Here is a 25,163-nt window from a genome sequence, read left to right as displayed (position 1 = left end):
AATGGTGACAACCTGTTTGCTATGAGGCATCTATTTTTGACATAATTATAAATCAGTTATGTTTTCTCCTAAAAAATAATTATGGCAACCCAACAAGTAAATGATAAAACTAATTCTAATGATTCATCAAAGATATACATGAGTATAGACCATTTAAAAAAGGGTATTTATGTGTTTCACATCATGTGTGATAATAAAATATTTAAAACGTTAAAATTTATTAAAAGATAGCTAAGAAGCCATAAATCATTTGAAATATGCAAACCAAAAATTTAATACGTGAAGTTACCTAGTTTCCATTTCTTTTTAAAATTCCACATTATGAAAACAATTAAACTTATTAACATTCTATTAGTAGTACTATTCACATTTAGTTGTAGTAGTGATGATCATTGTTCAGATAGTTCACTGCCTACAACTTTAGACCTGCTCACCTCTGGCACATGGTATTTAGAGTCAGTATCGTATGATATTATCACAGCATGTGAAAAGGAAACCTCTATCGATTTTATGGCGGACGGTAGTGCAATTATAAAAGGCACTGATGAAAGCTTGGATGGTTGTGTGCTGCTTGAAGTGGTAAACACCACTTATACCTTGGTTGGGTCGACCATTAATATTAATCTTATTGATGATAACCTATTAGGTGTTATAACCTACGATGCATCCTTACAGACATTAATCCTTACAGAAAATGGAGGAGGTCTTATTACGTTCGATAAAATACAAGGTTAAAAAAAATAAAATATGACTTTTAATCTACTTATTCTAAAGCGATAGTAGTAAAAAATTGAGTTACTATGCTGTTCAAAATGCCAAAGTAATTTGTTACCTATATACAATGTGAAATGATATCTCTTATTTATGTATAATAAGCCCAAAATCATGAATAACACCTATAAATCAAATAAGGTTTTAGACGAAATTAAGGCCATTAGTTTTTTTTCAACATCACTTTATCAGAAAGATTCAGTAGAAGAAGTGCTATGGGACATTACAAAAAATGTAATTCAACGATTAGGTTTTGTAGATTGTGTGATTTATACGTTTGATAAAGAAAATAAAATATTGACTCAAAAAGCTGCTTATGGGCAAAAAAATCCAATTGAAAACATCATCTACAATCACTTACAAATTCCGTTGGGACAAGGTATCGTAGGCAGTGTTGCCGTCAATAAGCAAGCAGAACTCATTCCTAATACAACACTTGATAAACGTTATATTATAGATGACGAAGCACGATGTTCAGAAATATGTATCCCTATACTAATCGATGATACTCTCTTTGGCATAATTGACTCTGAACATCCTGATGTAAATTTCTTTAATGAAAAACATCTACACCTCCTTACCATAATTGCTGCTTTATGTTCACAAAAAATAAAGGAAATTCAACTTAAAACACGAAAACCTTTTACCAAAGCGAATCAATATTTAAAAAAACTAGAAGGCTTAATGAGATTAAACAAAATCTATCGTAACTCATGTTTAACGTTATCCTTGACTGCAGATTATTTAGGAATTTCTGCTTGTTACCTTTCAAATATGGTTAATACATTACTAAATAAAAGTTTTATAGATTTTATAAATGAATATAGGGTGGAGGACGTTAAAAATAATCTACTATCTAAAGAGTTTGCTCATTACTCAATTGTTTCAGTTGGTCTAGAAGCAGGATTTAATTCTAAATCAACATTTTATTCAGCCTTTAAAAAACATACCGGAATTACCCCTATGGAGTATAAAAACAAATGTATTATAAGGTAGTGTTTCAGCCTCTATTTTAAGCAACTAAACGATGGGAGTCCGTTAAGTGAAATAATTGGTTATGAAAAATCATGAGGTTAATTTTTCTCAAAAAAATACATGGATCAAAATTATTTTAGTAACAATCAGTGTTAAACAATAAGGTTGTCCTGATTCTTTAACTGTTAAAGAAACTGGACTTAAGTATTTTGAATACAGCATACATTTGAAATATTAAAAAAAATGAAAGATGAAAAATTTAAAAACAATTTATTTAGTAGCACTAGCATTAATTATTACTTTAAGTTCGTGCAAAAGTGATGATGATTCAATACCTATACCACCAGATTACACGAGTGAGTTTGTTGGTCTTTGGGAATTTGACAACGAAGAAAACTATGCTGATGCCCTATTTTTCGGAAAAAACGGTGAAGCTTTTCAGATATTCTATGGTGATCTTAACACTGTAGGTATCGTCCTTGCCGATTTTAATACATATGACTTTGACAATAATACAGTTAACTATTTTATTTTTGGAAATGACCCAGTACCCTATGAAGGTGGTAATACTTTTACGTTTCCTGGTAATAGTATGACCAAAGTAAATGGCATTAATAAACTGAGTGATCTAATTGAGACTTTTGACTTGGACGAAGTTAGAGCTAAAGATGTTTCAACATTTTTTTTAGCAGATTTTTATAATAACCTAGATGGCTTTGGCGATGATTTGATAATTCCAAATCCATCCGCAGATGAAGGAAGGTATATACGATTTGCGAAGTCTAATTTGAGCTTTGTAGAAGCAGTTGAGGGTATAGGACAAAATGCTACCTCAATTAGTATTTATGATACCAACCCATTTGAGCTGCTTTCTGTTTTAGAGAACAACAATAAATTCCGACAATATCAACCTTCCAATCCAGCATTTCATCATCCGGCAATAGATGACATTCCTTTTACCCCAAATAGTTATAACTGTCATACAGTTACCAATGAAAGTGGTAGAGATTTTATTAGTTATAATAAAAAAACCAAATCTTTTAATTATCACGATGTAAATATATTACATGAACAACAGGGTGTGTCTGAATTTGCTTTTTTTGAATTGCCATCAAGTCTTTTAGAAATTTGCGGAATGGATTATGTAGAAAGTAAAAACAAACTTATTGTAACTGACTCCTATAACATACACATATTTAATATAGGTTTTAATACAGATGGTGACAACGTTTCTATTTTTGAGCATGAAAAATCAATCTCTATGGTGCCCTTAAAACTAACCAACGAGGAGTATTTTGGAAAAATTCAAGGCCTATATTATGACCTTGGTAGACTGGAGTTATCTTTAATAATAAGAAATGGTAACTCAGTAAAACTTATCAATACACACTTTCAATTATAGTTTTATAATAAAAAATTAATTAAAAATAATAACATTTTATTCATGATGCTTATATCTCTAGTTTTAGAGACTACGTCATTGATAACCATAGTAATTAATAAATATAAAACGATGAAAACAATTATAAAATACAATTTACTTATTTCTTTGATAATAACCATATTAAGCTGCAACAATGAGGATGATGTTGCTAAACGGCACAACGTTTATGTGGTGGGCTATGGTTTTAATTTAAATGGATCTGAAAAAGTTGCTAAACTTTGGACAAATGATTCTGTAACGGATTTGACAGATGGTAGTAATAATGCCACTGCTAATGACGTATATGTGATAAATAATGATGTATTTGTTGTCGGTTATGAATCAGGAACTAATAAAAACATAGCCAAATTATGGAAAAACGGAATTGAAAAAAGATTGTCTAATGGTTTAAATGATGCCTTTGCTCAATCGATTATAGTTATAAATGAAAGTATTTATGTAGTAGGTTATGAGAAGAAAAATGGAAAAAATGTGGCAAAACTCTGGACAAACGGAGTTGACAAAGATTTAACAAATGGTACAAATGATGCCGGTGCATATGCTATAGCACTTAACAACAATGATGTTTATATAGGAGGTTATGAAAAATTAGACAATTTACCCGTCGCTACTATATGGAAAAATGGCGTACCTACGAGATTAACGAATGGAACTAACTCGTCATGGGTAAATTCAATTTTTATAGATAACGGAGATATTTATGCTGTTGGCTCCTATGGAAACACCGCAATGTTATGGAAAAACGGCATAGCAACAGAATTATCTGACGGAACATACTATGTTAGGGCTAATTCTGTTGCCGTTGAAGCCGGTAATATATACATTATTGGTGTACAATCTCCCATTAATTTTGGAGACAAGATCATTACAAAGTTACGGAAAAATGGTGATGAAATTAATTTAACAAGTGCTGCAATAGATTTCATAGCAAAGGATGTTGCGGTAATTAACAATTCCGTATTTGTAGCTGGATCTACTAATGACTATGATAATGCATCCTATTGGAATAACGGTGCTATTATCAATCTTGTTGGAGGTAACACGGCCACTGCAATATTTATAAATTAATACAACGAAATGTGTTCAAACAAATAGAAATTAGATGATTTTTCGAAATTGACTTTCTACTTGTTTAAATGAAATAACCTTCACAAATTGAAATGATATAAAAATAGTGAAAAATGAAAACAATTTTAAAAAACGGTATGTTAACCTTACTCTTATTTATCGCATTTGGTTGCAGTAGTGACGATGACCATGATATAAAACAACCAGACGTATATGTAGTTGGATATGAATATAATGGAAATAAAACTGTGGCTACACTTTGGAAAAACGGTATTGCAACTTATTTAACTGATGGAAGTGATAATGCTAAAGCACGTTCTGTAACAGTGGTAGATGATGACACATATGTTGCTGGCTACAGCTTTACAGCTCATAAATCTGTGGCCAAACTTTGGAAAAATGGTATTTCTACAGATTTAACAGATAATACTCAACATGCTCAAGCTTATGGCGTAACTGTGGTTAATAACGATGTATATGTTGTTGGGGGAGAATCTAACGGAACTGTAAATGTGGCTAAACTTTGGAAAAATGGAGTTACTACAAATTTGACAAATGGAGGAAATCATGCAGTTGCCTACGCTGTTAATGTAGTTCAGAATGATGTGTATATAGCAGGTTACGAATTTAAAGGAAATAAGAACGTCGCGAAACTTTGGAAAAATGGTAGTGAAATTAATCTTACTGATGGAACTAATTCAGCTATCGCAAATAGTGTAATTGTAGCTAATAATAATGTTTATGTTGCGGGATATGAAAACAATGGAAATAAAAATGTTGCTAAACTTTGGATAAACGGGATTGCAACTGATTTGTCGGATGGCAGTAATAGTGCCGTAGCTAGACAAGTAACTATTAAAAATAATGATGTATATGTTATTGGATACGAAATGAGTAACGGTAATAATGTGGCTAAAATATGGAAAAATGGTATGTCTATAGATTTAACTGACGGAACTAACAATTCTGTAGCATACGCAATTTTTGTTAAAAATGATGATGTTTATGTCGTAGGACGAATTGATGGCGTGCCTAACTCAATTGCTCCGGTATGGAAAAATGGTATTGAATCTAATTTATTCAAAGATGTCAATGGACAGGCCAATTCGGTTTTTGTTAAATAAAAACTAAAGAGCTATGAAAAATAAAATTTACTTAGTATTAATTTCATTACTTTTTGTGCAATGTAGTGATGATGATAACGGACCTAAAGGGTATTTTCCTAAACAAATTTCTATCACCACTAGAGATGTTCCTGAAATCACAACAGAATTAAATCTTACATACACCAACAATAACTTAATTTCAAAAATTGAATTTGTGTATTTAGGAACCTTTGCAATAAACGTAAATCGTTTTAAGGAAATACATTTAAATTACACGAGTAATAATGACTTATCAGAGATTAGAACTGTTAATCTTGGTGGTGACGAAACAGTTACAATTATTAGTCATGATGATTTCGGAGTGGTCACCAAAATGGAATTTAAGTCTGATCAGAGTGCTATAAGTATTACCTCAGATTTTAATGCTCAAAACAATTCTTATCAATTGAACGGCTCATCAGCTATTTTTCCAATAGAGTTTTACTTTGATCATAATGATAAAATTCATTCAATAGGTGGGTCATCTATTGATAATCGATTTTTTAATTTTAATGAACAAGAAAAAGGTATCTATCAAAACTTAAAACAACAGCCTGAATTAATTATGTGGTCTGAAATATTCGATTTTGGACAATTAAATATTTACCTTAATTATTTGGCAACTTCTAAATTAGAAAAAATAACATCCCAATGGCTTTACCATCGAATCTTTGTAAACTTTGAATTAGATAATAATGAAAATATCATAAAATTTTCTAGCGAAGTTAATGGAGAAGAAAATGAATGGCTTTACACAATTTCATACGAAGAAAGAAATCTATAAAAATACATAAACTTAAATATTATGAAAAATTTAATAGTACACATCATTTTTTTAGCAACAACGATGTTAACATTTGCACAAGAAAATATACCTTATATCGAAGTTTCAGGTATTGTTAATACTGAAATGACAACTGAAAGATATGTTTTAAATATTGAAATAACTGATTTTATAAAATATGATAACCTTCCTGAAAATGTAAATAAACAAGTTGTCAAATTTTTAAAAACAAAAGAAAATTATTTTAAAAAATTAAAAGATGTAGGTATTGATACAGAAAAGTTTATCGAAAATCCTATCATATATCGGGCATATGATAAGGATAAAGAAGGTGCCACATATATTTATGAAACCACTTCTGAAAAAGAGTATATAAAGTTAGTAAATATTAAAAGTGAAGGAGTGGATATTATCTCAAGAACTATAATTTTTAAAATGTCAGACGAGCAAAGAGCAAAAAATTTAATGAAAGCATTAGAAAATGCAAAACATAAGGCACAAGTAATAGCTTCAAATAGTGGTAGAAAAATTGGTGAAATTATAATGATAATAGACCATAATAGAAATACGATAAAAGAAACGCTCTATTATTTGAATCCCGATAGAGAAAATCAATATTATATTACAGTTAGATTTAAAATTATTTAAACTAAACAATTGTAAAACGGTTAGTACTTACTTAATATAATACAATTACGTCATTTTCAATGGACCATAGGCTCAGTAAAATAGGTTCAATATATTAATCACCCATAATAATATTTAAGAACATGACAATTGGCGATGTTAAGCATAGTAGAGGTCGATCACCAAAAAACATAAGCTATAAATTGATGAACTCATGAAAAAAAGAATAAAAAACAGGCTGCTTATTTTCATCTCTCTTATTGTTATAAGCTGTAGCGAGGATGAAACGAATAGCAATGTGCCAGTACAACCAGACATTTATATTGCAGGTAAAACTAAATATACACCTACAGTTTGGAGAGATGGTAGTGCAACCTATTTAACGGATGGTACTTATAATGCCGAGGCAACTTCAATAACCGTGGTGAATAATGATGAGGTATATGTTACGGGGTTTGAAACAAAAGATATAATAAAAAAAGCCACGCTTTGGAAAAATGGAAATGCTATCGATTTATCAACAACCCCATTTACTTCTATCGCAAATGCTGTGGCTGTAGTTAATGATGATGTATACGTGGCTGGCTATGAATATGAATCTACCAAAAATACCTTTGTAGCTAAAGTATGGAAAAATGGTATTCCAACCAGTATATCCAATGGAAATCATGATGCCTATGCCACATCAATAGCGGTGGATAATGATGATGTATACGTTACAGGGCATGAGTATATCAACTACACAGATGTGGCAACACTCTGGATAAATGGAGTCCCCACACGACTGACCGATGGCGAAAATCCATCCAAAGCATATTCGGTAGTTATTGAAAATAACGATGTTTACGTGGCAGGTTATGAATTTTATAATGGGAACTTTCATGCCAAACTATGGAAAAATGGTGTGATGAGTTCTTTTACTGATGAAACCAAACCATCCATCGCTTATTCCGTAGCCGTAGAAAACAATACTGTATATATTGCAGGATATGAAGATACGGCTGCTATGCTTTGGATTAATGGTGAAGCCCATCCGTTATCCGGGGGACATGTATTAGGCAATCAGGCTAATTCAGTCGCCTTAAACAAAAATGACGTCTATGTTGTAGGACATACATATGATGATGATGGTTTGAGAAATGCAAAACTCTGGAAAAACGGAGAACCATCAAATGTGACAGATAATACTGATGGATCTTATGCTCTATCTATTGACTTACATTAAAGATGAAAAATGGATTATAAATCATGAAATGCTCGTAAATGATTACACGGTAAATCAAGTACTGATAACATTAAATTGAGATTATGCAAAAAATTATATACTATGTAGCAAGTTCACTTGACGGATTTATTAGTGGAAAGAATAATGATATTAGTCAATTTATTCAGAAGGGAGAGGGAGTTGAAAAATACCAGAACGACTTATTAAAATTTAAGGTTGTTATAATGGGTAGAAAAACCTATGAATTTGGTTTTCAATATGGGCTTCAAGCAGGGCAACCCGTATATCCTAAAATGGAACATTTTATTTTTTCAGAATCAATGGAAATAGAAAATATGGCACCTACTGTTCATGTTGAAGAAATGTCCATCGACCGTGTAAAAAAAATTAAAGCACACGCCACATCAGATATTTATTTATGTGGTGGAGGAAATTTTGCTGGATGGCTTTTAGATCATGGAATGATTGATCAACTCAAAATTAAGCTGAATCCAATAGTTTTAGGAGAAGGTGTCCGTTTGTTTGGAACTTCTAAGTCTACGAACAAATGGAAGTTGATTGAAACAAAATCCTTTAAAGATGGGCTTGTAAATCTAACTTATGATAAAAAATAAATCTTTTTTCTGTAAGAATAAATTATTATTCTTATCGCAGTCATCTGCTAAGGTAGTATTACTGTCCTTTTATATGTCTTCCATTTTTTTTAGATTTTAGAAAAACAGGCCGTAGAGCCAAAACTAATTTCGTAGGACCTATTTAATATAAGTATTGATTAATCTGGCTTTATTACGAACTCTTTTTAATCTAATTTTTTTGGTATTCCAATTTGAAATAGTTGTTTTTCTCATAAGAGGCAGGACTGCTCTTTTACCATATAGAGTATGACAGGATTATTTGTTGTAATCCTGTAATGGGGATTTATATAAAAGAGATATTAAATTTTAGATAGTGGGAATAAACAGGATTACGCATCTTTTCTCGTCGTGATCATTAATTGGTGACTATATAGTAAATTCAAGTAATATTTAAATCAAAAGGATTACGCCTCGTTCCTCGTCGTGATTGTTATGTAGTATTTTCTTAAAGAAAGATATTAAATAGTAGATAATGGTTAATTTACAGGATTACTTCCCATTCCTCGTTGTCATCGTTGATTGGTTTATATATGGTGAATTCAGGTAATATTGGAAATTTACAGGATTACGCCTCGTTCCTCGTCGTGATTGTTATGTAGTATTTTCTTAAAGAAAGATATTAAATAGTAGATAATGGTTAATTTACAGGATTACTCCTCGTTTCTCGTTGTCATCGTTGATTGGTTTATATATGGTAAATTCAGGTAATATTGGAAATTTACAGGATTACGCCTCGTTCCTCGTCGTGATTGTTATGTAGTATTTTCTTAAAGAAAGATATTAAATAGTAGATAATGGTTAATTTACAGGATTACTCCTCGTTTCTCGTCGTGATCCTGTGATGGGGTTGTTGCTCATTAAAAGCCTAAAATGGCGATGCCATTTTTGCGTCTTTTTTTATTTGTTTACTTATGCTCATCTACGATGGCAATGTAAACAAATAAAAAAAGCCTAAAGAATCTTTGATTCTTTAGGCTTTTAATGGTCGGGGTGGCAGAATGTTAATTATCCACCCTATATTTTTAATAATCAAAAAGTTACATTTTATTTATTACACTTGGTAACCGAATAGGTAACTTATATGATAAGAACTTTTGTTTTGTTTTACCTTTTGTTAAGGTGTGGCAAACATAATTTTGTTTTTTGTATAAAACAAATGCTACTAATAATTAATTTTAATATTTTCATGCTTGTCAACTTAATAATCTTATTGTCATTAGACTAGCGTTCAAGAAGACAAAATGTTTCGTAAAGCAAGCAAGTTTATTTGTTTTTTTCAATTTCTATATGAATCTCGATTTGTAAAATAGTTTACAAAAATAATAAATCCTTCGGACGTTGAAAATATTTTATAAAAATGTCATTTATTTGAGAATTAAATCTTCCCAGAATTCACTGTAAAAATTAGTAGATTCTAGTAACAATTCATGATTACCTTGAGAAGTAATAATACCATTTTCCAATACATAAATACGGTCAGCGGTATTCTTTAAGGTATGTAGGCGGTGCGAAATAAATAAAACGGCGATATCTTTCTTTAACTTTGATATCAAGTTAATAGTAAATTTTTCAGTATTTCTGTCCATTGCAGAAGTAGCCTCGTCTAAAATTAAAAATTGAGGTTTTTTATACAATACTCTTGCCAAAGCAATTATTTGTTTTTGTCCACCGGAGAGGTTGATACCTTCTTCTCCCAATAAGGTGGCAAATCCTTGAGGTAATTCTGATATAAACTTTTCAAAACCATTTTCTTGACAGAACTTAACCACATTTTCTGGATTGTCTTTACTTCCTAATAAAATATTGTCTATTACATTTCCACTAAAAATATTAATTTCTTGAGGAATAACACCCACAATATTACGCCAATGCTCTGTGGAAATACTTTTAAGTTCATGTTTATTATTGACGATTATCGTTCCGTTCTCAAAAGGATAAAATTGTTGTATAATTTGCCCCAATGTGCTTTTGCCGCTTCCACTTTCCCCAACAACAGCGACAAATTCTCCTTTTTTGATGTGCAAATTGATATTTTTTAGTAATTGGCTTCTACCTGCAAAACGGAAAGAGAGGGTTTTAATTTCTAGAGATTGGAAAGATTCTATGTTAAAACCCTTATTACTATCTGATTCTAATGATGTAAATTCAAACATTCTATCTATAGCAATTTTGGCTTCTTGAATTTGAATATTTGCCATTGCTAAATTTGAGGTCGAACCCATTAAAATTCCAACCAATTGTAGAATTGCAATGATTACACCTGCGGTAATACTGCCATTCAAAACCAAATAAATGCTAAAACTAATGGTGACAATAATAAATATGCTGGAAATAAGTTGATTAGCAATGCCAAAATTCATACCCAATTTACCTAAATTGTAAATTGATGTTTGAAAAAATTCATAAACAGATTTCGTTTTGTTTGAAAAATTTAACCCTTTATTGTTAGCCTTTATAGTTTCAATTCCTTGAATGGTATCGATATAATTACTTTCATTTTTAGCATAAGCCTGCATCGTTAAACGTTGGGCCTTTATTATCTTTGGATTAAAATAAAAGACGATCAAAGTGAAAATGGGAATCCAGAAGAGTGTAATATAACCGAGCATCTTATTGTAACTAAAAATTGCAATGGTGGATACGAAAATCATTAAAATATCAATCATTATATTTCCAATAATATTGGCAACAGTTCGCTGAATTCTGCTTGTATCGTTCATTCTAGCAATCATATCACCGATTTTTCTTGTATCGAAGAAAGATTTTGGAAGCTTTAGTAGATTACCATAAAAGTACCCTATCACCCTTATGTTAAAATCTTTACTTTGCCTTATTAAAAATATACTTCTTATATAGCTGATAAAGGCTGTAACAAGAAAAAGGAAAAACAATAATGCAACACTTGCATATATTTTAAAAACATCCTTGGAAGGTAATAAAACATCAATGAGTTTTTGAGAATAAACAGCGGTAGCCAAACTTAATACTGCCAATAGTACACCCAATAAAAGTGCCATCGACAATAAGTTTAAATCTTCTTTAATGTAGGTGAATAACCAAGATATTTTCTGTTTTCTGACACTTTTTTTCTTTGGCAAATACTCAGAAGGTTTACATATTAATAGAGCTTTAGATTGCCAAATTATATCTAACTCTTTCGATGAAATATATCCTGCTTTAGAACTTGAAGGGTTGCTGATTAAAAAGGTGTCATTTTTTTCATTGTAACCAAAACAAACTATATAATGGTACAATTCATTTTCAATAACGGTATGTAGAATCGCTATCTCCTTTGTTTCTTTTAAATCATCTAATGTAGCTTCATAGCCCTTTGTCATTAAACCAACCTTATTGGCACATTGTAATAAACCCAACATGGTTGTGCCATTGGAAGAAGTACCACTATATTCTCTTAATCTTTCTAAAGGACTATCACTTTCAAAATAATTAAGTACAGTTTTTAAACAAACTACACCACAATCAGATTGATCTTGTTGTTGATTATGTATTTTAATTCTCATAAACATCCAAAGTCAAACTAACTGCCATATTATATTCTGAAATATGTGCAAGAGCTTTACTGTTTTTATCTATTTTAACCCAACCCGTTCCTAAAAATTTGGCCTTAGTATATGAAACTGAGAAAACGTTTCTTACTTTCTGTTTTGTGAATTTGAAAGAAGGTAGAATAGAACTCTTTGATTTTTCATGAATTACATTTTCTTGTTCATCCAGTAAACCAATCATTTCTACTCCAATAAATACACCTTCTTCGGGGTAGGATATAAATTCATTCTCTAGATTTACTTCAATTATATTATCGGAATCTTGATTGCACTTTATAAGAATTGGGGTTTTTAATAAATTTTCTCCTGGTTCATTATTTTTATTTGAATACAAATGAACTCTAAAAGTACTATTAAATTTTGGAGAACTTTCAACTGCTTTATTGTCAACCAATTCAATACGACTTTTACCAATTGGAATATAAATATTTTTAATATAACTATTTTTAAAATTTTTCTTATTTCTAACTAAAGTTGTAAGTTCATTTTTTTCTTTTATTGTCCATGATAATGAATTATTCTTCCCAATATAACCAATCGTTTTTTCTTGAGCTCTACCATTATTAACTATAACCTCATCAAGCATTTCAGATTTAGGTTTTAAAAAAATAATATCTGAAATTCCAGAAACTTTCAATTTCAACTTGTAATATCCTATGTGAGTTATTTGAATACTATCTACTGAATTTTCTAATTGAAATTCTCCTTGATTATTAGTATAAATTCCATTATGAGTCCCCAATATTTCCACTCCTACATATTCTAACGGAATGTTAGTATCTTCATCCAACACAGTAAAGGATAACTCTTGAGAAAATGCCAAGGAACATTTTATAATAATAAGAAATATAAAAAATGATTTCATAAATTTTTAATAAAAAAGAGGCTGTCTATTTATTCTTTTACAACCTCTTTTAGAGTTAAATTAACAAATGTATTGAACATCTATTGGTTCCGAATCATATTTTATCCAAAAGGCATAACGTCTACGATATGTTGTTTTAGTACACCCATCTTCTGAATATACATTCACATCTTCTTTTCCCCAAAACTTTCCTCCTTCAAGGTTTTCTAATTTTTCTAAAGATAATTCTTTCATAATTTTAAAAGTTTAAATTAATATTAAATTTTTCTTATTTTTTTGTGAAGGTTATATAAGCAAACCTTTTCTATCTAGACCTAATATTGATAGTTAGTTAAAATTCATTTCCATTACCATGGCAAACACAAACCATATTGCAACACCAACCCCGTATGTTTTTGCAGTAAAAATCAAAGACTTTAAGTAATTCTTCTTAATCAATAATTTAATAGCATACGCCAATAACAAAACAAAAACAATATGAGTTAAACTAATTATATCTAATGGCATTAACAAATAAGTTGGTATATTTAGGTTATTAATATAATTTGTTACATATAATTTATCTTCAATACTTTGCAAAGATCCAACCGTAAACGTTAGGTTGCTAAATTTAACAATACCAATAACCACTATTTGGACAATTACTATTGCCAAAAAACTGACTGTAATAGCCTTTAAAATATTTTTAATTTTCACCTTATAATTAAAAAACAACAGTCCAATATTTAAACAAATAAAGCAACCTATAAATTGTAAAACAATAAAGACCAAATCTTGTATGAATTTTATATAAAAGCTATTCTTTTGTTGGATTATTGCTTCTGTCCGTACTTCTGCATTCGTATATTTATACATTTCTTCCATATAACTCAACGTCATATAATATTCAAATAGAAATATTAAAAGTAGAAGTATTGGAATAATCCAATAGTAATTGAGATGTTTTGTGTTCAAAAATTTATTGATATATAAATAGGATAGGTAATTTAGTTACTCTAAACTAGGTCTTCCCTCCTAATGTTTATTTAAACTTATGCTAAGCTATAAAAACTATTCTCAAATATACCTTGTATGTGGTAAGGCAAAACCACCTTATCCAAAGACTTGGATACGTTTAAATAAAACCTTTTTCCTTAGCAACACCTAACAATTCTTTATTGCCTGTGGTTTTTATATTAAAAATTCTTTTAAGACGCCTTTTTCTTTTTTCAATTCCTGCCATTTCCAATGGTAAAAAGTTTGGAAGATCCTTCATTTTAGTACCCAAAGAAAGTTGATAAAGTAATTGTCTGTCCGTTTTATCGATTTTATATTTACCATAATCATCATTGTTAAGTAACTTTAATATGAAGTTGCTATAATATAAATTGCCATTGATTATTGATTTTAAGGCTTCTACTATTTCTTCAGAGCCAGCCTCGTTTTTGGTCAACATTGCATTGGGCTTTATACTCTTCAGAATATTGAAAAGCCTGTAATTATCGGTTAAAAAAGTGTTTACTAAAATTTTAGCATCGGGCAATAATTTATTTATTTTAATGCCCAAATCTTCTCCTGATAAAAGTTTACCGTCTGTAGAAGCAGGTAATTGAATGTCCAAAAAAATGATGTCATAACTTTTTCCTTTTGAAGATTGTTCAATTTTAGTGTGGGCATCTGTGCAGTTATATGCAATATCTATTTTGAATTCACATCCAAAATCGGTATGTTTTAAAAGTGTTTCGTATCCATTAACAACCATCTTATAGTCTTCAATAATTAAAATTTTCAATATTTTCTTCATGCGTTTTAATTAGCAATATTATTGTAGGCAAGTTAAAGAAAATTTTAAATTTTAAGCAACAATAATCCTCACTTCTAGTAAGGTAATGCCATGCTTTATTTTGTTCATAACGAATAAGATTAGATAAACGACCAGTATCCAGATAACCATCGAACCACTGATAATAGGTCTTAAAACCTGAATTTCCATCTGATGCCGGTCCGAAGATAACTGATATGGGCTTTTATCAAATAAAGCATAAGTCTTAGAACTTTGAGAAGCGTATAATTCGCCCTTATCAGTTTGGTCACAAATTATAATTATTGAGAGTTTTCCCCCGATATAAAGTTACTGATTACAAGTACTTACTATCATAAAAAAATCTCTATATAAAGTGTGTTTACAAAACTAAGGGAAGAGCAAGAGGGTAACACGCTTCGCGATGTTACTTTTCTATAATCCATTGCCCTACAGCACTTTAATTCCATTTCTCAAGATATCTTTTTACCATTTTTACTGTAAAAAACTCTAAACGCCCTAGAAACAGGTAATTTTTTACAGCAAAATTGTAACAATTTGTAAAATTTATTGCTTTTTATGTCAATCTGAAAGGAGTAAAAGCTACCGCATCCGCTCAGGCGGATTTGGTTCATTTTTAAACTGGTGGATTCTCATCCACATACACCAGCCTCTAAATCCACAAGTTTAAAAACGTTTATTGTTGCTTGGCATTTGTTTCGTTTGTTTTGGTGTTTTCAAACACATCATGAAGTTTCTGCATATCATCACTAACTTTTCTTTCAATTACTTTCGCATATATTTGGGTAGTTGTAATTTTAGAATGACCTAATAATTTTGATACAGTTTCTATGGGAACGCCATTACTTAAAGTTACTGTTGTAGCAAAAGTATGTCTGGCAATATGAAACGTTAAGTTCTTCGTTATACCGCATACATCCGCTATTTCTTTTAAGTAAGAATTTAGTTTCTGATTAGAAATAGTAGGAAACAAGCTCTCTTTATTAATGGAGGAGGGGTAAAGCTTGTATTTTTCGATTATTTCTAATGCTTTGGTTAATAATGGAATCTTAACGGGAATACTGGTCTTTTGTCTTTGTAAATATATCCATCGCTTTTTATCGATTCCAATACATAAACTATTAATGGTTAAACCCATAACATCCCCATAAGACAATCCTGTATAGCAACTAAATACAAAGAGGTCTTTAATGAGTTGTAACCTTAGAATATTAAATTTTTTCTTTTCAATAGCCTGTAATTCTTCAAGGGTTAAAAATGTTCTTTCCTTTTTTTCGTATTTAGCTTCGAAATTAAGGAACGGGTCTTTGTCTATCCATTCCATCTTGTAAGCTAGTGTAATCATTTTACGTAATCGTTCTATGTGTTTCATTACGGTATTGTTGCCCATAGACTTTTGATGTCTTAAAAAGCGTTCAAAATCAATAATGAATTTATAACCAAGTTCAGACAAGAACATATCTGATGTTTTATGTTTTTGTTTAAGAAAAAGGAAAATATACTTATGGGTTGTAAAGTAGTTCTTTTGCGTTCCCCAACGTAATGTAGATTTCATATGCTCATTATGATATTCAATAATATCAGATAGAGCGTGACGGTTTTCATCCCCAGAAAATTGGCCTTTAATGATACTAGCGGTAACTAATTTCTTTTCGTTCTTTAACTTTTGATAGGTTTGAAAAAGTTGGGCATTGACCTGTTCAAGATAATTATTGATAAGTCTGGCTTCATCACTAGAGCCTTTTAATCTAGTCTTTTGAGGATTCCAATTAGAAATAGTGACTTTTCTCTTTAGAGATAACTCTGCTCGTTTACCATTTACTGTAATTCGGGCATAAAGCGTTGCCTTTCCATTTTTAGCATTTGCAAGTTTTAACCAAAATAGAATACTGAATGTGTTTGTGGTTTTCATACGTTTTTGTTTTAAAAAATTGAACATTAAAACAAAAGTCAAATCTTAACAATTCGGTTACCTTTTTTATGGGATTTATAAAAAGGTAACCGAATAGGTCACTTTTTTAACTAAATCAATTCAAATTAAATGATAGTTCTAAAACTGCAAAAACTTGATAATCATACGATTATCAAGTTTTTGTTACTAATTGATTTGTTAAAAAGTCGGGGTGGCAGGATTAAATAAAAATACGTAACACCCTGTATATCATAATTTTAAAACACTTTTAACTGTATGCGTTCACCGAATTACACACTAAAGTCAAAAAGAACTATTTAAAAACAAAATCTATTCGTTTTTACAGGTATAAAGATAAAAATATATTTAATGGTTTGAAAATTAATTAGGATTAATGATTAATGGACTTGAATAGATCAACAGATTAATGTATGGAAATACCCGTTAGACTCAAGAAATCGCTTCGCGATTGCGTATTATTATTATTATTATTATTATTAACGGTCAGGTTGCAATTATCATTATATTTAAAAAATTATCTAAATCTTAATTCCGTTTTTAATCTTTCAATCACATTGAAAACAATTGGGCAAATCGCGTAATTTTCAATAATACCCCAAGTTCTTGAATTAAATTTTTTTTTATTAATATGTGGGTAAGATTTACAATCATTTGGTCTAACATCATAAATAGAACATTTTTTATCAATTAAATACTTACAGGGGGTGCCTTTTAGAAATTTAATATCTTCTAATTCATTTTGTTCAATAAAATTTTCTACAAAATATTCTCGCGAAACTTTATCAATTGACTTCAGGGTGTCAATTTCCATACTATTAACACAGGGCCTCAAATTTTTACAACAATTTCCACAATCGGTACAGTCAATTTGACTTTCTACACACTTATTCAACCTATGCACAATCCTATCCAATTTTACATCATCTTGTCCTTTTAGAAAAGTACGAAACTTTAGATTTTCTTGTTCCTTCTGTTTACTGATATTATCTATTTTTTGAATATCCAGTTCTATTGGTGTCATTTTTACAGATTATTTTTAACCGTTTGTCTAAAATACGTAAACTTTAGAAAAGTGCAAAACTTCAATAAGTATACAATAATTCATATTAGTCTAATACTATTATTTTAATGCAAACTTGTTGCAAATTATGTAGCCTTATTTCAGGACGGGTCATGTTAAAGAAGCAAATCCCTTAGATTTCTCTTTAGCTTTGATTAAGGCTTTATACTTAGCTTTTTTTTTAGCTCAGCAACAGATTTATATCCTAGATCTTCAGCAGCTACTTCTAGGTAAGAATCTAATACCATAGCATCTAGATCCTTTTTAAGTAGTAGTTTTTTTAGCTGTTCAATTTCTTTTTGAAGGGTTTTAATTCTAGATATTTCGTCTTTTGTTTCCACTTTTACTCTGGTGTTCATTAAGTCTTTACGATTGTACTTTTTAATCCACTCATTGACTGTTGTTGGTGCAATAGAGTAGAGTTTACAAAGTTCGCTCTTTGTGTGTTTTCCGGTGGTAAGTTCGGCTAATATTTTCAATTTAAATGGTTCTGAATACCGTCTAATTACTTTGTCATTTCTATACATAATGTTTAAAATTATGTAGCCTTTATTCAGGACGGGTCATAATTGCAGTTAACGTGTTTGTATAAGATTAGTTGCGTGTTTTAAGCACTAAAGTTAGCAAATAAATCACAGATAGAAAGTCCGCGAGGACTTTCGTAAGTAGGCTAGAACCAGCAATTAATTTTAGCAACCATGTAAAAGCAGTATCCAAAGTTTAGTTAATAACTTTAAGGTTCAAAAACTTATTATTATGAAAACAAAGGATACTACTAGATCAAAGTTATTTATTGGAATTGACGTACACAAGCGAAGTTGGAAAATTCGTACTGCAACGGATCTTTTTGATGGATCATCGTTAACTATTCCACCAGATGCATTTAGTTTAAAAAAGTATGTGGATAGGCATTTTAAGGGATATACTGTTTATTGCTGTTATGAATCGGGTTGTTGTGGCTTTAGTCATTATCGACATTTTATTTCATTTGGATGGCATGCAAAGGTTGTTAACCCTGCAGATGTTCATCGTCCAGCCAAGGCCCAGTTTCAAAAGACCGACAAGATCGATGCACGTATGTTATGTAAAGAATTAAAGGATGGCCGACTCAAAGGAATTCATGTTCCTTCAATAGAACGAGAGCAGTTAAGATGTTTGTTTCGTCGAAGAAATGAGCTGGTTAAAGAACATCGAAAAATAAAGACTCAAATAAAGATGCAATTGTTGTATTTGGGGATTGAAATTCCAAAGCCATTTGACAATAGTCATTGGTCTCATAATTTTAGAGATTGGTTAAGAAATTTGACTTTTGAATATCCTACAATGGATTATTGTTTTGAGACACGTCTTATTACCTATGAATATATAGATAAGCAAAAGCGAGATGTGAGTACAAAATTACGTGCCTATTGTCGTAAGCATTATAAGAAAGATTATTATTTATTACGATCAGTTCCGGGAGTAGGAGGCATAGTAGCTTGTGGATTATTATGTGAATTGGGTGATTTAAGGCGTTTTAAAAATTTCAAACAATTAGCCAGTTATGTAGGATTGGTTCCCTGGGTACACCAAAGTGGAGATAATCTCAAAACTTCAGGGTTAACCCCAAGAGCAAATCGGCTAATGCGTAGTTATTTGGTAGAAGCTACTTGGCAAGCGTTGCGTTTTGATCCAGTTATGCAGGCCTATTATCGGTCACATTCAGGTAAAGATGTCAAACGCATATTGGTAAAAGTAGCGAGGAAACTCTTGAGTCGAATTCATGCAGTAATTAGAACTGAAATTCCTTATGAAGTAGGTGTAGTTAGTTAAATAAAAACATAAAACAAGCTTAAAACTCATTATAAAATTGGCACAAAAGATAGGACAACAAAACACCGTAGGTGAAACTCTAATACAGTTATCACATATTTATAGCAAGTTGCCTTGTTTGCCAAAATCATCATAGAGATGCTGGTGGATTCGCTAAAGACGGATACCACATATAGGATGCGGAGTTTTATAAAGCTAGCATTGAATTATTGATAACGCAAAAAGCGTAATCAACAGTTCAACACTAAAAATAATATCATGAATTAAAAAAAAGAAAAATATTGTATATTTAACCTAAGACTCGGGAAAGTGCTTTACATAGGATATGGTGTTGTAAAACGTTTTTGTTAACTCTTATCTTTTAAAATCCTATTTAAACTTCTTAAACTAATTCCTAAATAGCTTGCGATATCATTTTTTGAAATAATTTCCATAAAATCTAAAGTTGATTGTTGCAATCTAAAAAGATTAGATTTAATAGAATGCAGTTGATTATAAGAATGTCTTACTGCTTTATATTGAATTTTTTTCGCAAATGATTTCATAATTAAATTATTAAATTTTTGGTCATTTTCTAAAAGATATTGAAAGTTGGTTTTAGATATTTTATAAACGGTCATTTCTGAAATAGATTCAACTGTGCAAAAGTTATTAGTATTATTTATTATTTCAATTTCTCCAAATAATTCTCCTTCACTAAAAAATTCTTGAATAAAATCATTTCCATTCTCATCCGTTAAAAAACATTTTGCAATGCCATTTTTAATAATATACCCAAAAGAGCTATTTCTATTCTGGTATATTATTTTTTGCTCCTTTTGAATTTCCTCTTCAATAAAATAATGAATTGAATTTCTAAATGCTTCAATATATTCCAATAGTTCAATATTTGTTCTAATCATTTTTTTCAGTTGAGACAAATGTCCTTTATAAATCAAAGGTATTACTTTTTATTTGTAGTCTTAAGATTAACAAATATGGAATCAAGTCGATTAAAAAAGCAAATTGAGTTTATCAAAGAAGTAGATAAACTAAAATATATTGAGCGTAAAACGAGGTTATTTAATAGTAACAGGAGAGAAAATGATGCAGAACATAGTTGGCATTTATCATTAATGGCAATTATTTTGGACGAACATTCCAATGAAAATATTGATGTTTTAAAGGTTTTAAAAATGTTATTGATTCACGATATTGTTGAAATAGATGCTGGTGATACTTTTTTATTTGACACAAAAAAAAATCACGATAATACAGCTGAAGAATTTGTTGCTGCAAAACGTATTTTTGGAATTTTACCAAAGAACCAAGCAGAGGATTTAATTGCAATTTGGAAAGAATTCGAGGAAGGAGAAACGAGTGAAGCTAAATTTGCAAAAGCAATGGATAGGTTTCAGCCTGTACTTCAAAATCAATCAAATAATGGTGGTACTTGGTTTGAGTTTAATGTAATTTATGAGAATGTTATTAAAAAAACAGAAAAGATTAAGTTAGGTTCCAGCACTATTTGGGAATATGTAGAGAAAACAATTAAATCACTTTATAATAGATAGTTCGTATGAAAAATAAATCTATCTATACTTTTGATTTTGGACTTATATGTTTGAGTTCATTACTGTTTTCATCTAGCTATAATATGTTAATTCCTGAACTTCCAACTTATTTAGAAAGCCTTGGAGGAAAAAAATATATAGGTTTAATTATCGCATTATTTACACTTACAGCTGGTGTTTCAAGACCTTTTAGTGGAAAATTAACCGATACTATTGGAAGAAAACCTGTAATGTTAATTGGAATAATCGTGTGTATTATATGTGGTTTTCTATATCCAATTTTAACAACAGTTTATGGTTTTTTACTTTTAAGGTTTTTACACGGCTTTTCAACAGGTTTTAGCCCAACGGCTTTTGCAGCCTTTTTAACGGATATTATACCTTCAAATCGTTGGGGAGAAGCTTTAGGAATACAAAGTCTTTTTTTTAGTTCAGGTTTAGCTTTAGGTCCTGTTTTGGGTAGTTTTATAAAACTACATCAGTCATATAATTTTTTGTTTTACTGTTCGTCATTTATTTCATTATTATCAATATTATGTATTATAAATTTAAAAGAAACTTTAGTTGATAAAAGGAACTTTCAAATCTCTTTTTTAAGAATAAAAAAGAATGATATTATTGATGTAAAAGTTATTTATCCTGCAATAATTACATTTATTTCCTATTTGTCATTTGGTATCGTATTAACACTTATTCCTTTATTATCAAATTATTTAGGAATAATGAATAAAGGTCTATTTTTTATTATTTTTACTCTAGCGTCATTATTGATTAGATTTGTTGCTGGAAAATTGTCAGATAAATATAGTCGTCAATTAATAATCATTATGGGATTAATTTTTCTTTCTATATCTTTTCTTATACTAGGTTTTTATCAAACAAAAAATGGTTTAGTAGTTGGAGCTTGTATCTATGGGATTGCCATAGGCATATTAGCTCCAACTTTAAATGCTTGGACGGTCGATTTATGCAATCCGAAAGAAAAGGGTAAAGCTATTGCTACTATGTTTATAGCTTTAGAAATTGGAATTGGTCTAGGGGCTCTTGGTTCTGGATGGTATTATCAAAATGGTATTTCAGAGGTTTTTATTGTATTCTATTTTTATGCTATAATAACATTTTCTTCTCTAGTTTATATGCTTTTTACCTATAAGAAAGGTTAAAGTATGGCTAGTGGTAAATGTTTTACAACGGTCTTCTTTACTTTACCGTGCTATTAAATAGTTAATTAACTTTACTAAGAAACAAGAGGAGAACTATAACGGTCTTTGGAATAGCAGTTCCTATATACGTATGAGTCCTCTTGTCTCTCTTAGGTTGCTTAGGACCATTTGGAATACCAGGAATTTTTTCCTAATAAAGGTGATAGTCATTGCAACATTTATTAATCATTTCTTTTTAAAAGGAAATAATATTTAAAAATATGAAAAATTATGTAGATGTTATAGGAATTGATGTATCTAAATTAACAATCGATGCACATATCCATAACAGAGCAGTACATCGAGTGTTTTCTAACACTACTAAGGGTTACAAAGCACTATTGTCATGGACGGAAACGTATTTAAAAGAGCAAGTCTATTTTTTCTGTTTTGAGAATACAGGACATTACTCTACAAAACTGAGTGTTTACCTATCAGAAAACAATATAGATTATATTGAACAAAGTCCCTTAGCAATCAAACGATCTGTAGGTATTGTTAGAGGTAAAACAGATAAACTTGATGCGGGTATGATAGCTAGGTATGCTTGGTTACATAAAGAAGAACTACTTCTTAGTACACCAAAAGAAAATCACGTTCAAGAGTTGGGCAGATTATTATCGATTAGAGAACAGCTAGTAAGAGATCGAACAGGCAAGATGAGTAGCCTTAAAGAAATGCAATCTTTACTTAGTAGTCCTTCAACCGACAACTGTTGTAGAATTATCAAAAAGACCATTCATTATCTCACAAAACAAATTGAAGCTCTAGAACTTTGTATTAAAAAATTAATGAAAAGTGATAAATCACTCGATAAGAATTTTAAGCTTCTAAATACCTTAAAAGGAGTCGGATTAATACTTTCTTGTCAGATTATATATCACACGAGCAACTTTAAACGATTCAATAGTTGGCGACAATTTTCTAGCTATTGTGGTGTTGCACCTTTTGAACACAGTTCTGGAACCAGTATTAGAAGAAGGAATAGAATACACCATATAGGAGATAGAAAAATGAAAACACTTTTAACACTTGCCAGCGTGAGTGCTATACAGTGCGATAAAGAACTAAAACAATATTACAAGAAGAAACTCGAAGAAGGTAAACCAAAAATGGTTGCTTTAAATAATGTTAGAAATAAGATTTTATCAAGAGCATTTGCAGTAGTGAAAAGAGGAACGCCTTATGTAGAAATCCAAAAATATGCAGCTTAAAAATAAGTTATAAATTATTAGGATTTGACCTTGGAATACGTGTATGATTAGTGGCGTGTTTAAGCACCTAATTTAGCAAATAAAAACCGAATAGAAAATAGACTGCACCCAAAAGATTAGACAAATTTATAATTAATTTTGATAATAATGAACTCGATATTCAATCGGAGTTTATCCAAAATTTTGTGTTTTTGAAAAATAATTTCAAAATTCATAGGTTAACTTTTTTGATTTATAACCTGTTTGGAAAACAAATATACAATTGATTGTAGATTTGTCCCCATTTAAAACGTGTTTTCTTCCATTTTGCACTGATGCTTTGTGCCGCTAAATAGATGGATTTCAAGGCTGCATCATCATTAGGGAACACTTTTTTGTTACGCGTATATTTTCTAAGACTTGCATTAAAACTTTCAATGATATTAGTTGTGTAAATAAGTTTTCTTATTTCTTTAGGATAATTTAAAAAAGCGGTCAAGTTATCCCAATTATTCTCCCAAGACTGTACGGCAGATACGTATTTATGTTCCCAATTTTGTTTAAATATTTGGAGAGCTTCTAAAGCGAACTGTTCATTATCTGCTTGGTAAATGCCTTTAATATCCGTCATTATTGCTTTTCTGTCTTTGTAACTCACGTATTTTAGTGAGTTTCTAATTTGATGTACAATACAGATCTGTCTTATGCTATCCGGGAAAATAGCTTCTACCGCTTTGTCAAGTCCTGGTAGGTTATCCGAGCATAAAAAGAAAATATCTTTCACTCCACGAGAGCGCAGATCATCTAAAATAGACATCCAAGCAGATGCTTTTTCGGTTTCAACAATATGCATGCTCAAAATATCCTGTTGCCCTTCGGTATTAACACCTAAAACTATCATACAAGCTTTAGAGATAACCTTGCCTTCCTGTCTTATTTTATAGTGAATGGCATCTATCCAAATTATAGGATAAACGTCTTCTAAAGGCCTATTCTGCCAGAGCTTGATGTCCTCTAATAATTGATTGGTAATAATCGATACCTGTGATGTTGAATAATTAACACCATAGGTACGGTGGATAAAGTCGATTATATCCAAATTGCTCATACCCTTAGCGTAAAGCAATTGGATACAGTCTTCTAATTCTTGACTGATCGACTGATGTTTTGGAACTATAACTGGATCAAAACTAGCCTCTCTATCTCTTGGGATTTGGATACGTTGTTCTCCATTTTGCGTTTTTATGGTCTTCTGTGAAAAACCATTACGCTGGTTGTTTGCAATTATGGAATCACCTTTTTGGTAACCTAAATGAGCCGTCATTTCTGCTCTTAAAAGTGATTCAATACCGCGTTTAAGTAATTGTTCTTTGACTTGATCAAAGTCTTCTTTGTTAGTGATTTTACCAAGTAAGGCTTCCAACTGTTTTTCTAATTCTGTGTTCATAAGATAAAAATTTAAAGGTAAATTTTTTGCCTATGAATTTCAAAATCATTTTTCAAC

Annotated in this window: 23 protein-coding genes; 13 read left to right on the top strand and 10 right to left on the bottom strand. The window is 30.4% G+C overall.

All coding sequences use genetic code 11. The features are described from left to right. The first annotated feature begins 321 nt into the window (after window positions 1-321). The 9 genes from FF125_RS11765 (at window position 322) to FF125_RS11725 (ending at window position 8,653) form a co-directional block, all read left to right on the top strand. Window positions 322-735: a lipocalin-like domain-containing protein gene (locus FF125_RS11765; RefSeq protein ID WP_138949944.1), complete on the top strand. Its 414-nt coding sequence runs from the start codon at window positions 322-324 to the stop codon at window positions 733-735. A gap of 150 nt (window positions 736-885) precedes the next feature. Continuing rightward, a complete protein-coding gene (locus tag FF125_RS11760; RefSeq protein ID WP_175418916.1) occupies window positions 886-1,767 on the top strand; it encodes a helix-turn-helix domain-containing protein in 882 nt (293 codons plus the stop codon). Between the two features lie 229 nt (window positions 1,768-1,996). After that, window positions 1,997-3,148 (top strand): hypothetical protein, encoded by a 1,152-nt coding sequence (locus FF125_RS11755; RefSeq protein ID WP_138949942.1) that lies wholly within the window; start codon window positions 1,997-1,999, stop codon window positions 3,146-3,148. 111 nt (window positions 3,149-3,259) lie between these two features. After that, the gene (locus FF125_RS11750; RefSeq protein ID WP_138949941.1) at window positions 3,260-4,258 is read left to right on the top strand and encodes a hypothetical protein; all 999 of its coding nucleotides are present in this window, start codon (window positions 3,260-3,262) and stop codon (window positions 4,256-4,258) included. A gap of 113 nt (window positions 4,259-4,371) precedes the next feature. Beyond that, window positions 4,372-5,382, top strand: coding sequence for a hypothetical protein (locus FF125_RS11745; protein WP_138949940.1), 1,011 nt, complete (start codon window positions 4,372-4,374; stop codon window positions 5,380-5,382). Window positions 5,383-5,395: 13 nt separating this feature from the next. Next, window positions 5,396-6,187 carry a hypothetical protein gene (locus tag FF125_RS11740; protein WP_138949939.1) on the top strand — a complete coding sequence of 264 codons (792 nt, stop codon included), beginning with the start codon at window positions 5,396-5,398 and terminating at the stop codon, window positions 6,185-6,187. A 21-nt stretch (window positions 6,188-6,208) separates the two neighbouring features. Further along, complete coding sequence (locus FF125_RS11735; protein ID WP_138949938.1) at window positions 6,209-6,835, top strand: SIMPL domain-containing protein; 627 nt, start codon at window positions 6,209-6,211, stop codon at window positions 6,833-6,835. A 193-nt stretch (window positions 6,836-7,028) separates the two neighbouring features. Continuing rightward, complete coding sequence (locus tag FF125_RS11730) at window positions 7,029-8,039, top strand: hypothetical protein (protein ID WP_138949937.1); 1,011 nt, start codon at window positions 7,029-7,031, stop codon at window positions 8,037-8,039. Window positions 8,040-8,122: 83 nt separating this feature from the next. Beyond that, complete coding sequence (locus tag FF125_RS11725; protein WP_138949936.1) at window positions 8,123-8,653, top strand: dihydrofolate reductase family protein; 531 nt, start codon at window positions 8,123-8,125, stop codon at window positions 8,651-8,653. A 1,385-nt stretch (window positions 8,654-10,038) separates the two neighbouring features. On the opposite strand, the gene FF125_RS11720 is transcribed toward FF125_RS11725, so the two are convergent. The 8 genes from FF125_RS11720 to FF125_RS11690 form a co-directional block, all read right to left on the bottom strand. Continuing rightward, the gene (locus FF125_RS11720; protein WP_175418915.1) at window positions 10,039-12,195 is read right to left on the bottom strand and encodes a peptidase domain-containing ABC transporter; all 2,157 of its coding nucleotides are present in this window, start codon (window positions 12,193-12,195) and stop codon (window positions 10,039-10,041) included. Next, window positions 12,185-13,105 carry a carboxypeptidase-like regulatory domain-containing protein gene (locus FF125_RS11715; protein ID WP_138949934.1) on the bottom strand — a complete coding sequence of 307 codons (921 nt, stop codon included), beginning with the start codon at window positions 13,103-13,105 and terminating at the stop codon, window positions 12,185-12,187. Before FF125_RS11715 ends, FF125_RS11720 begins: the two co-directional genes overlap by 11 nt. A gap of 60 nt (window positions 13,106-13,165) precedes the next feature. Next, window positions 13,166-13,339, bottom strand: coding sequence for a hypothetical protein (locus tag FF125_RS21915; RefSeq protein WP_175418914.1), 174 nt, complete (start codon window positions 13,337-13,339; stop codon window positions 13,166-13,168). A gap of 93 nt (window positions 13,340-13,432) precedes the next feature. Beyond that, window positions 13,433-14,059, bottom strand: a complete 627-nt coding sequence (locus tag FF125_RS11710) for a hypothetical protein (RefSeq protein WP_138949933.1) — start codon at window positions 14,057-14,059, stop codon at window positions 13,433-13,435. A gap of 160 nt (window positions 14,060-14,219) precedes the next feature. After that, a complete protein-coding gene (locus FF125_RS11705; protein WP_138949932.1) occupies window positions 14,220-14,888 on the bottom strand; it encodes a response regulator in 669 nt (222 codons plus the stop codon). Between the two features lie 694 nt (window positions 14,889-15,582). Beyond that, window positions 15,583-16,818, bottom strand: a complete 1,236-nt coding sequence (locus tag FF125_RS11700) for a site-specific integrase (protein WP_138949931.1) — start codon at window positions 16,816-16,818, stop codon at window positions 15,583-15,585. 535 nt (window positions 16,819-17,353) lie between these two features. Then, entirely contained in the window at window positions 17,354-17,860 is a 507-nt protein-coding gene (locus tag FF125_RS11695) for a YkgJ family cysteine cluster protein (protein WP_138949930.1), read from the bottom strand. A gap of 194 nt (window positions 17,861-18,054) precedes the next feature. Further along, window positions 18,055-18,426: a transposase gene (locus tag FF125_RS11690; RefSeq protein WP_138949929.1), complete on the bottom strand. Its 372-nt coding sequence runs from the start codon at window positions 18,424-18,426 to the stop codon at window positions 18,055-18,057. Between the two features lie 229 nt (window positions 18,427-18,655). On the opposite strand from FF125_RS11690, the gene FF125_RS11685 reads away from it, so the two are divergent. Next, window positions 18,656-19,711, top strand: coding sequence for an IS110 family RNA-guided transposase (locus FF125_RS11685; protein WP_138948250.1), 1,056 nt, complete (start codon window positions 18,656-18,658; stop codon window positions 19,709-19,711). A gap of 347 nt (window positions 19,712-20,058) precedes the next feature. Here FF125_RS11685 and FF125_RS11680 read toward each other — a convergent pair whose 3' ends face one another. Continuing rightward, entirely contained in the window at window positions 20,059-20,613 is a 555-nt protein-coding gene (locus FF125_RS11680; protein ID WP_138949928.1) for a Crp/Fnr family transcriptional regulator, read from the bottom strand. 75 nt (window positions 20,614-20,688) lie between these two features. Here FF125_RS11680 and FF125_RS11675 point away from each other — a divergent pair, with 75 nt between their 5' ends. The 3 genes from FF125_RS11675 (at window position 20,689) to FF125_RS11665 (ending at window position 23,680) form a co-directional block, all read left to right on the top strand. Next, window positions 20,689-21,264 (top strand): HD domain-containing protein, encoded by a 576-nt coding sequence (locus FF125_RS11675; RefSeq protein WP_138949927.1) that lies wholly within the window; start codon window positions 20,689-20,691, stop codon window positions 21,262-21,264. 5 nt (window positions 21,265-21,269) lie between these two features. After that, window positions 21,270-22,427 carry an MFS transporter gene (locus tag FF125_RS11670; protein ID WP_138949926.1) on the top strand — a complete coding sequence of 386 codons (1,158 nt, stop codon included), beginning with the start codon at window positions 21,270-21,272 and terminating at the stop codon, window positions 22,425-22,427. Window positions 22,428-22,687: 260 nt separating this feature from the next. Beyond that, window positions 22,688-23,680 carry an IS110 family RNA-guided transposase gene (locus tag FF125_RS11665; RefSeq protein ID WP_138948262.1) on the top strand — a complete coding sequence of 331 codons (993 nt, stop codon included), beginning with the start codon at window positions 22,688-22,690 and terminating at the stop codon, window positions 23,678-23,680. A 232-nt stretch (window positions 23,681-23,912) separates the two neighbouring features. Here FF125_RS11665 and FF125_RS11660 read toward each other — a convergent pair whose 3' ends face one another. Beyond that, window positions 23,913-25,106, bottom strand: coding sequence for an IS256 family transposase (locus FF125_RS11660; protein ID WP_138949166.1), 1,194 nt, complete (start codon window positions 25,104-25,106; stop codon window positions 23,913-23,915). Between the last annotated feature and the right edge of the window lie 57 nt (window positions 25,107-25,163).

Origin of the sequence: Aureibaculum algae (genome assembly GCF_006065315.1) — a bacterium.
Taxonomy (GTDB): Bacteria; Bacteroidota; Bacteroidia; order Flavobacteriales; family Flavobacteriaceae; genus Aureibaculum; species Aureibaculum algae.
This window is presented reverse-complemented; position numbering and strand designations above follow the sequence as displayed.

Coding starts and splice junctions, on each gene's coding strand:
- FF125_RS11765 (WP_138949944.1), top strand. CDS start 322: ATGAAAACAATTAAACTTATTAACATTCTATTAGTAGTACTATTCACA.
- FF125_RS11760 (WP_175418916.1), top strand. CDS start 886: ATGAATAACACCTATAAATCAAATAAGGTTTTAGACGAAATTAAGGCC.
- FF125_RS11755 (WP_138949942.1), top strand. CDS start 1,997: ATGAAAAATTTAAAAACAATTTATTTAGTAGCACTAGCATTAATTATT.
- FF125_RS11750 (WP_138949941.1), top strand. CDS start 3,260: ATGAAAACAATTATAAAATACAATTTACTTATTTCTTTGATAATAACC.
- FF125_RS11745 (WP_138949940.1), top strand. CDS start 4,372: ATGAAAACAATTTTAAAAAACGGTATGTTAACCTTACTCTTATTTATC.
- FF125_RS11740 (WP_138949939.1), top strand. CDS start 5,396: ATGAAAAATAAAATTTACTTAGTATTAATTTCATTACTTTTTGTGCAA.
- FF125_RS11735 (WP_138949938.1), top strand. CDS start 6,209: ATGAAAAATTTAATAGTACACATCATTTTTTTAGCAACAACGATGTTA.
- FF125_RS11730 (WP_138949937.1), top strand. CDS start 7,029: ATGAAAAAAAGAATAAAAAACAGGCTGCTTATTTTCATCTCTCTTATT.
- FF125_RS11725 (WP_138949936.1), top strand. CDS start 8,123: ATGCAAAAAATTATATACTATGTAGCAAGTTCACTTGACGGATTTATT.
- FF125_RS11720 (WP_175418915.1), bottom strand. CDS start 12,195: ATGAGAATTAAAATACATAATCAACAACAAGATCAATCTGATTGTGGT.
- FF125_RS11715 (WP_138949934.1), bottom strand. CDS start 13,105: ATGAAATCATTTTTTATATTTCTTATTATTATAAAATGTTCCTTGGCA.
- FF125_RS21915 (WP_175418914.1), bottom strand. CDS start 13,339: ATGAAAGAATTATCTTTAGAAAAATTAGAAAACCTTGAAGGAGGAAAG.
- FF125_RS11705 (WP_138949932.1), bottom strand. CDS start 14,888: ATGAAGAAAATATTGAAAATTTTAATTATTGAAGACTATAAGATGGTT.
- FF125_RS11700 (WP_138949931.1), bottom strand. CDS start 16,818: ATGAAAACCACAAACACATTCAGTATTCTATTTTGGTTAAAACTTGCA.
- FF125_RS11695 (WP_138949930.1), bottom strand. CDS start 17,860: ATGACACCAATAGAACTGGATATTCAAAAAATAGATAATATCAGTAAA.
- FF125_RS11690 (WP_138949929.1), bottom strand. CDS start 18,426: ATGTATAGAAATGACAAAGTAATTAGACGGTATTCAGAACCATTTAAA.
- FF125_RS11685 (WP_138948250.1), top strand. CDS start 18,656: ATGAAAACAAAGGATACTACTAGATCAAAGTTATTTATTGGAATTGAC.
- FF125_RS11680 (WP_138949928.1), bottom strand. CDS start 20,613: ATGATTAGAACAAATATTGAACTATTGGAATATATTGAAGCATTTAGA.
- FF125_RS11675 (WP_138949927.1), top strand. CDS start 20,689: ATGGAATCAAGTCGATTAAAAAAGCAAATTGAGTTTATCAAAGAAGTA.
- FF125_RS11670 (WP_138949926.1), top strand. CDS start 21,270: ATGAAAAATAAATCTATCTATACTTTTGATTTTGGACTTATATGTTTG.
- FF125_RS11665 (WP_138948262.1), top strand. CDS start 22,688: ATGAAAAATTATGTAGATGTTATAGGAATTGATGTATCTAAATTAACA.
- FF125_RS11660 (WP_138949166.1), bottom strand. CDS start 25,106: ATGAACACAGAATTAGAAAAACAGTTGGAAGCCTTACTTGGTAAAATC.